Consider the following 8,682-nt stretch of genomic DNA (forward strand, 5'->3'; position numbering starts at 1 on the left):
CGCCGAGGTCCTCTCCGAGCAGCTGCGCTCCGACGCCGGACGCCCCCTGGTGACCTTCTACGACGACGCCACCGGCGAGCGGGTCGAGCTGTCGGTGACGACCTACGCCAACTGGGTGGCCAAGGCCGCCTCGCTGCTGGTCGACGAGCTCGGTCTCGAGCGGGGAGACCGGCTGCAGGTCGACCTGCCGGCGCACTGGCTCAGCACCGTCTTCGTGGGCGCCGCGTGGACCGCGGGCCTGGTCGTCGCCGACCACTCCCCCGACGCCGTGGTGTGCGGGCCGGACGGCGTGGAGACCTGGGCGCCGCGCGCTCAGGACCTGCCGGTGCTGGCGTGTGCGCTGCTGCCGATGGGCGTGCGCTTCGCCGAGGCGGTCCCTGTCGGCGTCCACGACGTGGGGGTGGAGATCTGGGGCCAGCCCGATGCCTTCACGCCCTGGGACGCCCCGACCGGTGACGACCTCGCCACCGACCTGGACGGCGTCCTCACGTCTCAGCAGGAGCTGTGGAGTGCGGCCGCCGCCGGGACTCTCGTCACCGACGGCGGCCGTCTCCTGTCGGAGGCGAACCCGGCTTCCCCACCGGGGATCGCCACCTTCGTCGAGCCACTGCAGCGCGGCGGCTCGCTTGTCCTGGTCACTCGGGCCGGACGGGAACGGCTAGAGACGATCTACGTCTCCGAGCGCGCGACCGCCCGCTTCCCTGCCTGAGGACCAGACATCTTGAGTTGTCTCGACTGTCGACCGGGGTCGATCACTCGACCATGTTGTAAGCCTTGAAGCCCCCGCCGAGCAGGATCGGTTCACCGATGGACTTGTTGCGTCCCTCGATCAGGTAGAGCTGGCCGCTGTCCTTGGCCCGCACCACCAGGTCGGGGTGACCCTTGAGGCCGACGTCGCTGATCCCGACGATCCAGTCGTAGGGCGAGACGTCGATCGAGAGCTGCTTGGAGCCGGTGAAGCCACCCGGACCGTTGCCCATGTAGAGCGACAACGTGCGTCCGCGCCGCACCAGCGTGTCGGGGGCGCCGCCCCGGTCCCAGCGACCCACGCCGACCTGCTTGCTGCCCTTGATCCGGCTGTAGGCGACGTACGGCGTGCCGACCCCGTCGGTGCCGCGACCGGGATAGATCATCATCGGTCGACCCTTGTTGGGCTGTCCCATCAGGTCCGGGAACCCGTCACCGGTCATGTCGCCGACCGCGGCGAGCAGCTTGACGCCGCCGAAGCCCTCGGCCAGGGGCTTTACCGGACCGAAGCGACCCTTGCCGAGCCCGAGACGCAACGAGAGCCGCCCGGTCTGCCCGGCCCGCGTGATGATGTCGGCGTGGCCGTCGCGGTTCCAGTCGCCCGCGTTGAGGATGCGGGTGGCGCGGTTCAGCACGATCGCCAGGGCGATCGGCTTGCCGGTCTTGTAGGCGCCGCTCTTGGACGTCTTGATAGGGATCAGCATCGCGCGGTTGTCGCTCGCCCGGCGCACGATGATGTCGGGGTGACTGTCGGCCGCCACGTTCGACTCGAGCTGACGCCCGGAGAAGCCGACCTGGGCCTGCTTGGCCAAGGTGCGGATGTCGCCGAGCCGGTCGTAGAGGAACGCGCCCGGGCAGGCGGTCGATCCCGCGTCACGGTGTCCGTTGATGGCCGGGAACGTCTTGGAGGTGACGTACTGGCGCATCGAGCCGGCCTTGACGCCGTGCAGCGACAGCTTCCACGCGAAGACGGCGCCGTAGGCCTCGATCATCGCCTGCGAGGGCGCGACCTCCTCGAAGTTGCCGATCGCGCTCATCGCGAAGGAGTCGTCGTTGTAGCCGAGCGTGTGGGCACCCACGACCGGTCGGTCGACGCCGCCGGCACGGCCTTCCCAGACTCGGCCGAAGCGGTCGACGAGGAAGTTGTAACCGACGTCGCTCCAGCCACGTGACTGCGTGTGGTAGGCGTAGATGCCGCGCAGGATGGCGGGCACGTCGCGCTTCTTGTAGGCGTTCGCGTTGACCGTGTGGTGCACGAAGCCGGCGTGGATCTCGAAGTAGCGCAGCGAGCTGGGGTCGCGCAGCGACTCGTTGGCGCCCCACTGCGATCGGCTGAAGATCTGGGGCTTCGGCGTGTACGACGCGGCCGCGAGGCCGAGCTCGCCGTCCTCCCCCTCGGTCGCAGTGGTCTCGTCGGTCCCGTCGGGAGCCGGCGTCGGCTCGGGAGCAGGTGTCGGCGCCGGTGCAGGCGTCGGAGCGGTGGTCGGGGTGGGCGACGGAGTGGCCGCGCTGCGGGGCAGGGCCGCGGTGTCGATCTCGGCGCGCTCGCGCTCGGTCGAGGTCGCTGCGCCCGGGTCGATCACGGCGAGCCTGAGGTCGGCCGGCGCGGCACCCTGGGTGTCGACGCGCACCTGCACCTCGTCGACCTCGCCGACGAGGAGCTCGTCGGTGCCGGGCCGTGACGTCGACGCCTCCGGGCTGTCGGGGTCCGGACCGTGCTCGTCGCTGTAGTGCGCCTCGCCCCAGGGCGACCAGACGCCGGCGTCCTTGGTGCGGACCTGCACGTCGATCTCGCCCTCGACGAGCACCGGGTTGGTGGCGCCACCCGACCAGGTCACGCCCACGGCGCCGTAGCCGGTGACGGGCTGCGGGTCGCTGATCAGCACGTCGGTGCCGCTCGTCGTACGACGGCTGGTGACGGCCAGGGCATCGGCCCGCATGCGCGCACCGAGGGGCGCGGTCAACGAGTACTCCGAGACGACGGCGTCGGTCACCGCGGTCGGCACGTCGGCCTTGAGGGTCGTGGCCTTCGCGTAGGCGGCCATCGACACCGCGGGCAGGCCGGAGGCCGTCTGCTCGGTGCCGGCAGCAGCGCTCGCGGACCCCGAGGGGTCACGCGGCACCAGCTCGAGGCTGATCACGTTGGCGGCCGGGGTGAGGGCTGCGCAGATGACGCCGATGACCAGCAGTTGCTGGCAGGCGGTCACGAAACGGGGGTGGCGAGGGGACATCAGTATTTTCTCCTGTGCGGCGGGGAAGAGTCACACAAGACGCAACTGTCACACCCGTAACAGGCCCCTGGGAAGGGGTGGTGAGTAACTACAACGTTGTAATTACCAGTCGACACGCCGATGAAATCCAGATTTGTCAACCTGACGCGGCCCCAGGACACCACGAGACGCAGTCCACCGTCGCGAGACGCCAAAAACACAGGCAGCCCCGAACCAGTCGGGGCTGCCTGTGGTGGAGCGATCAGATGTCGGCGCCGAGCTCCTCGTCGGAGTCGAAGTGCTCCTCGTTCTCCGGGCGCTCGTCGTCGTACTTGAGGACCTTGATCCCCTCCTGCACGTCGCCGTCGAAGACCAGCCGGCCCTTGTCGAGGATCAGCACGCGGTTGCACATGCGCTTGACGGAGCCGCCGGCGTGCGAGACGTAGAAGAGGGTGCGACCGGAGTCGCGGACCTCCTCCATCCGTTCGAGGCACTTCTTCTTGAAGGGCTTGTCACCGACCGCGAGCACCTCGTCGGCGAGGAAGATCTCGGAGTCGACGTGGATGGCCACCGCGAAGCCGAGGCGGGCCGACTGACCCGAGGAGTAGTGCCCGACCTCGGTCTGGAGGAACTTGGTCGGGATCTCGGCGAAGTCGACGATCGCGTCGTACTTGCGACGGATCTCCGCCTCCGACATGCCGAGGATGGCGGCGTTGAGCATGATGTTCTCCTTGCCGCTCAGCTGCGGGTGGAAGCCCGCGCCGGTGGCGATGAGACCCGCGATCCGACCACGCGTGCGCACGGTGCCCTGGTCGGGCCGCATCACGCCGTTGATCATCTTGAGCAGGGTGCTCTTGCCCGAGCCGTTGAGGCCCATCAGACCGATGGACTCCCCCTGACTGACGGTGAAGGAGACGTCGTCGACGGCCGAGAAGCTCTCCTTGGTGCGCTTGCCCTTCGCCAGTGCGACCGTGACCTGCTTGAAGGTCCGGTGGTAGCGGAGGGTGAAGTCCTTGGTGACGTTCTCTACCCGGATGGACTCGGCCATCAGATGCGCTCCGGAATCTGCTTCTCGAACTTGCTGAACACCAGCTGGGCCACCAGGAGCAGCACCAGCGAGACACCGATCATGATCCCGCCGAGGGCGAAGAGGTTGTCGGGCAACCGGCCCACCTGCTCCTCCTCGCTCAGCGTCGGGATCCAGAAGGCGCTCTGGAAGAGCATCACGGCATCCGCAATCGGGTTGAGGATGTAGTAGGGCGTCGCGGCACCGAACCGCTCCCCCACCATCTCGTAGCTGTAGATCATCGGGACGCCGAAGCGCACGAAGTTGGTGAGGATGTTGACGAAGCTCGAGAAGTCGCGGAACAGCACGTTCGCCGAGCTGAACAGCAGCGCCATCGCCGTGCCGAGGATCATGATCATCGTCAGGGCCATCACCACTGCGGCGAGCGCGGTGAACGACGGCACCCACCCCATGAAGAGCACGGCCACGATCAGGATCACCAGCTGCGGGAACACGTGGTAGAGCGAGACGAGCATCGAGGCGACCGGGAACATCTCGGCCGGCACGGCCATCTTCTTGACGATCGCCTTGTTGCGCACGATCGAGCGCGTGCCGGCGTTGAAGGTCTCGGTGAAGAAGTGGACCACGATGATCGCCGAGAAGATGTGGATCGGGAAGTTCGGGATCGAGTCGTGGAGCTGGAAGATCACGCCGATGATCGCGAAGTAGATGAAGAATTGCGACAGCGGGTTGATGTAGCTCCAGATCAGCCCCAGGAACGACCCCGAGTAGCGCGCACTGATCTCGCGCCGCACCAGCAGCTTGAGCAGGTAGCGGCGCCGGAAGACCTCGATGAGCCCACGGTTGGGCGCGGGGTTGTCCCAGGGACGGTCCTCCCCCAGGTCGCCCGAGTCACCCAGCGGCGCCACCACGGCGCCACCGTCGGCCCGGAGGCTGTCAGTCATCGCCCTCACCAGCATCGGTGGTCCACGGTGCAAAGGTCTCGTCCCAGGCCTCGGGCGAGGTGATCTCCCCCAGCTTGGAGCGGTACTCCTCGGCCAGGCGCGGCCACTCCCGCTTGAGCCGCTCGTGGATCTCGAGGGTCTGCTTCATCATCGTGCGGAACTTCTCGGGGTCACGGCGGTAGAGCGCGGCAGACGTGCCGTCGGCCATCGAGACGACCGCGGAGTCGTAGACCGCCAGGCGCCACCACTTGGCGTCCATGGCCCGCACCTCGGCCTCGGGGAAGTCGCGCGAGAGCTCGCGGGGCTTCTTCAGCTGGCGCAGCGGCTGCACCGCAGCGGTGATCAGGCCGCTCACCCGGCCCGGGTCGCGCACGCCGTCACGTCCCTTGCGGGGCGGCTTGGTGCGTCGTACGGCGGGGAAGGCGTCGCGGTCGGCCTCGAGCACGGCGTCGGTGTGCTGCTTGCGCATCGCGTTGATCTCGGGGAGACGCTTCGCCAGGCTCTTGTGCAGCGCGTCGGGGCCCTCGAGCACGTCGAGGAGCGCCTGGTGGCGCAGCTCGACGGTGGAGTACTGCATCGAGACGAGGTGCGAGATCTGGTGGTTGCGGCTCTCGCGGATCATCCGACCGCCCTTGGAGTAGGGCGAGTGCAGCAGCGCGGCGATGAAGCGGTTGCGCTGGTGGAAGTAGGACTGCCAGTCGAGACCGTCGTTCTTGTCGCTCCACGGCACGTGCCACACCGCGGCGCCGGGGAAGCTGACGGTCGGGTAGCCGGCCGCCTTGGCGCGCAGGCCGAACTCGGAGTCGTCCCACTTGATGAAGACCGGGAGCGAGAGCCCGACGTCCTCGAGCACCACGCGCGGGATCAAGCACATGAACCAGCCGTTGAAGTCGACGTCGATGCGCTTGTGCAGCCAGTGCGAGGAGCGCAAGTTGCGCGCCGAGAGGTCCCAGTCGGAGTGCGTCCCGGGGACCGACTGCCACCAGAAGAACCAGGGCTGGACGATCTCACCGAAGCTGTGCAGCCGCGAACGGGAGTAGATCGAGAACATGTGACCGCCGACGATCGTGGGCCGGCGCGAGAGGTCGCCGAACGTGACCGCACGGATGATGCCCTCGGGCTCGCAGACGACGTCGTCGTCCATCATCAGGGCGTACGTCGCGGTGCCCTTGCGCACCGACTCCAGCTGCCCGCGGGCGTAGCCGCCCGAGCCACCGAGGTTGCCCTGCTTGATGACGCGCAGCTTGTCGCCGAGCGCCGCCTCGGCTGCCGGGAAGAACTCGGAGTCGGTGACCAGCTTGGTGCCCTGCTCCATCACCATGACGCTGTCGAGGAAGGGTGCGAGGTCCTCGTCGTCGCCCATCTGACCGAGCAGCTCGGCGCAGAAGTCGGGGCGGTTCATCGTGGTGATGCAGATGTCGGCGGTGCCGTGCTCGGCGCGGTCCTCGGGGACCTCGGCGCTCCACTCGGCCCACTCGACGACGACGTCCTCGTCACCGGCGACGACGTCGTACCAGTACCACCCGCCGTCGACGAAGGGCTTGAGGCTCAGGTCGAAGGTGAACGTCACCGGGTCGTGCGTCTCGGCGATGGCCGCGTCGACGCGCTGCGAGTTGCCGCGCGCCATCGACTTGTAGACCATCACGTGCGCCCCGCGCCCGCTCACGGTGATCGTGAGCCGGATCGACTGCACGACGGTCCACCGGCGCCAGTAGCTGGCCGGGAAGGCGTTGAAGTAGGTCGCGAACGAGATCCGGTCGCCCGACTTGATCCGCAGCGCGGTGCGCGACTCGATCTGGTCGGGGTGGATCGAGCGGCCGCCCGAGGTGGCCGCGCGAGCCGCTGCCCCCTGGAGGTCGCGAGCGACCTTGCTGAGCGCCGAGTCACCGGCGTCGACCTCGACCTGGCTGTGGTCGGTGTCGACGTAGAGCGCCAGGACGTCGAAGTCGCGGTCCTGCGGCAGGATCTGGCGCTGCAGCAGTCGGCGCGCGGTGCCCGGGGTCGGGACGGAGGACGAGGCGGCCTCGGTCACGGTCGCGGTGTCGGAGGCCCCGCTGTCGGAAGGGCTGTCGGAGGGGCTGTCGGACGAGTTGCCGGGGGTGGTGTCGGTCTGGGTGCTCATCGGGCGTCATCTCCGCTCGTCAGCGGCACGTCGTCGACGAAGTGCGGCTTCAGCTTGTTCTCGAACATCGACAGCGCCGAGCCGATGGCCATGTGCATGTCGAGGTACTGGTAGGTGCCGAGCCTGCCACCCATGAGCACCTGGTGCTCGGCGGCTTCCTTCTTGGCCAGCTCACGGTAGGCGAGCAGCTTGGCGCGGTCCTCGGCGGTGTTGATCGGGTAGTACGGCTCGTCGTCGTCCTCGGCGAAGCGGCTGTACTCGTGCACCACGATCGTCTTGCCCGGCAGGTAGGTGCGCTCGGGGTGCAGGTGCTTGAACTCCAGGATGCGGGTCCACGGGACGTCCTGGTCGTTGTAGTTGACCACGCCGGTGCCCTGGAAGTCGTCGACGTCGACCGTCTCGGCCTCCAGGTCGACGGTGCGCCACGAGAGCCGGCCCTCGCTGTGGTCGAAGTACTCGTCGAGGGGGCCGGTGTAGACGACCGGCACCTTGCCGCGGAACTCGTCCATCAGACCGTTGGACCGGTCGAGGAAGTCGGTGTCGACGATGACCTCGATGTTCTCGTGGTCGGCCATCCGCTCGAGCCACGCGGTGTAGCCGTCGACCGGCAGGCCCTCGTAGGTGTCGTTGAAGTAGCGGTTGTCGAAGGTGTAGCGCACCGGGAGGCGGGTGATGATGTCCGCGCTCAGCTCGGTGGGATCGGTCTGCCACTGCTTGGCGGTGTAGCCCTTGACGAACGCCTCGTAGAGCGGGCGGCCGATCAGGCTGATCGCCTTCTCCTCGAGGTTCGAGGCATCAGCGGTCGCGATCTCGCTGGACTGCTCGGCGATGAGCGCCCGGGCCTCGTCGGGGGTGTGGGAGCGCCCGAAGAACTGGTTGATGAGCCCGAGGTTCATCGGGAACGAGTAGACCTGGTCCTTGACCTTGGCGAAGACCCGGTGCTGGTAGCCGGTGAAGTCGGTGAACTTCGTGACGTAGTCCCACACCTTCTTGTTGGAGGTGTGGAACAGGTGGGTGCCGTACTTGTGCACCTCGATCCCCGTCTCGGGGTCCTTCTCGGAGTAGGCGTTGCCACCGAGGTGGTAGCGCCGCTCGACGACGAGGACCTTCAGTCCGAGCTCGGTCGCGCACCGCTCGGCGATCGTCAGGCCGAAGAAGCCCGAGCCGACGACGACCAGGTCGGGGCGCTCGATCCGGCGCGCGGTGGGCACCTCGGTGGACACGGGGGCAGACTCAGGGGCAGACACGTTGGGTGAGTCTACGGATTCCGAGGTGCTGCACCCACTCGACACCACGCGGAAGCCACGTCGATCTCATCACGTGCTCCCCACCTGCTCCCCACATGTTCCCCCGCGCGCCCGCCCCACGTGATGCGGCGGACGAGCAGGACACGTCTTACAGTGGCCTGATGCACGAGACTGGATCGGTACGCTCCTTGGTCGAGCGAAACTTCGGAGCGGCCTGGATCACCGGCATCGCCATGGTCGTCGCCACGATCGTCTTCGCCGCCATCGGCGAGCTGCCCGTGCACGACCCCGACAGCCTGATCCCCGGCTACATCCGCTTTCCCGCCATCGTCCTGGGCGCGATCGCCCTCGACGTCGTGCCGCGGGTCCTGTAGATCGGAAGAGC

Annotated in this window: 7 protein-coding genes; 2 read left to right on the top strand and 5 right to left on the bottom strand. The window is 68.0% G+C overall.

What is annotated here, in order from left to right; genetic code table 11:
• Window positions 1-709 (top strand): TIGR03089 family protein (locus tag VOI19_RS08615; protein WP_323792554.1); only part of this gene is annotated, 709 nt, incomplete at its 5' end.
• A 43-nt stretch (window positions 710-752) separates the two neighbouring features.
• Here the strand turns inward: VOI19_RS08615 and VOI19_RS08620 are convergent.
• From VOI19_RS08620 to glf, 5 genes are all read right to left on the bottom strand, one after another.
• The gene (locus VOI19_RS08620; RefSeq protein WP_323792555.1) at window positions 753-2,978 is read right to left on the bottom strand and encodes an N-acetylmuramoyl-L-alanine amidase; all 2,226 of its coding nucleotides are present in this window, start codon (window positions 2,976-2,978) and stop codon (window positions 753-755) included.
• 241 nt (window positions 2,979-3,219) lie between these two features.
• Window positions 3,220-4,005 carry an ABC transporter ATP-binding protein gene (locus VOI19_RS08625; RefSeq protein WP_323792556.1) on the bottom strand — a complete coding sequence of 262 codons (786 nt, stop codon included), beginning with the start codon at window positions 4,003-4,005 and terminating at the stop codon, window positions 3,220-3,222.
• Window positions 4,005-4,928 (bottom strand): ABC transporter permease, encoded by a 924-nt coding sequence (locus VOI19_RS08630; protein ID WP_323792557.1) that lies wholly within the window; start codon window positions 4,926-4,928, stop codon window positions 4,005-4,007. The genes VOI19_RS08625 and VOI19_RS08630 overlap by 1 nt, the downstream gene beginning before the upstream one ends.
• Window positions 4,921-7,050, bottom strand: a complete 2,130-nt coding sequence (locus VOI19_RS08635) for a glycosyltransferase (RefSeq protein WP_323792558.1) — start codon at window positions 7,048-7,050, stop codon at window positions 4,921-4,923. The genes VOI19_RS08630 and VOI19_RS08635 overlap by 8 nt, the downstream gene beginning before the upstream one ends.
• Window positions 7,047-8,273: a UDP-galactopyranose mutase gene (glf, locus tag VOI19_RS08640; protein WP_323792559.1), complete on the bottom strand. Its 1,227-nt coding sequence runs from the start codon at window positions 8,271-8,273 to the stop codon at window positions 7,047-7,049. The genes VOI19_RS08635 and glf overlap by 4 nt, the downstream gene beginning before the upstream one ends.
• A gap of 185 nt (window positions 8,274-8,458) precedes the next feature.
• Here glf and VOI19_RS08645 point away from each other — a divergent pair, with 185 nt between their 5' ends.
• A complete protein-coding gene (locus VOI19_RS08645; protein ID WP_323792560.1) occupies window positions 8,459-8,671 on the top strand; it encodes a hypothetical protein in 213 nt (70 codons plus the stop codon).
• The last annotated feature ends 11 nt before the right edge of the window (window positions 8,672-8,682 follow it).

The organism is Nocardioides sp. (assembly GCF_034670285.1).
In the GTDB taxonomy this organism is placed as follows: Bacteria; Actinomycetota; Actinomycetes; order Propionibacteriales; family Nocardioidaceae; genus Nocardioides.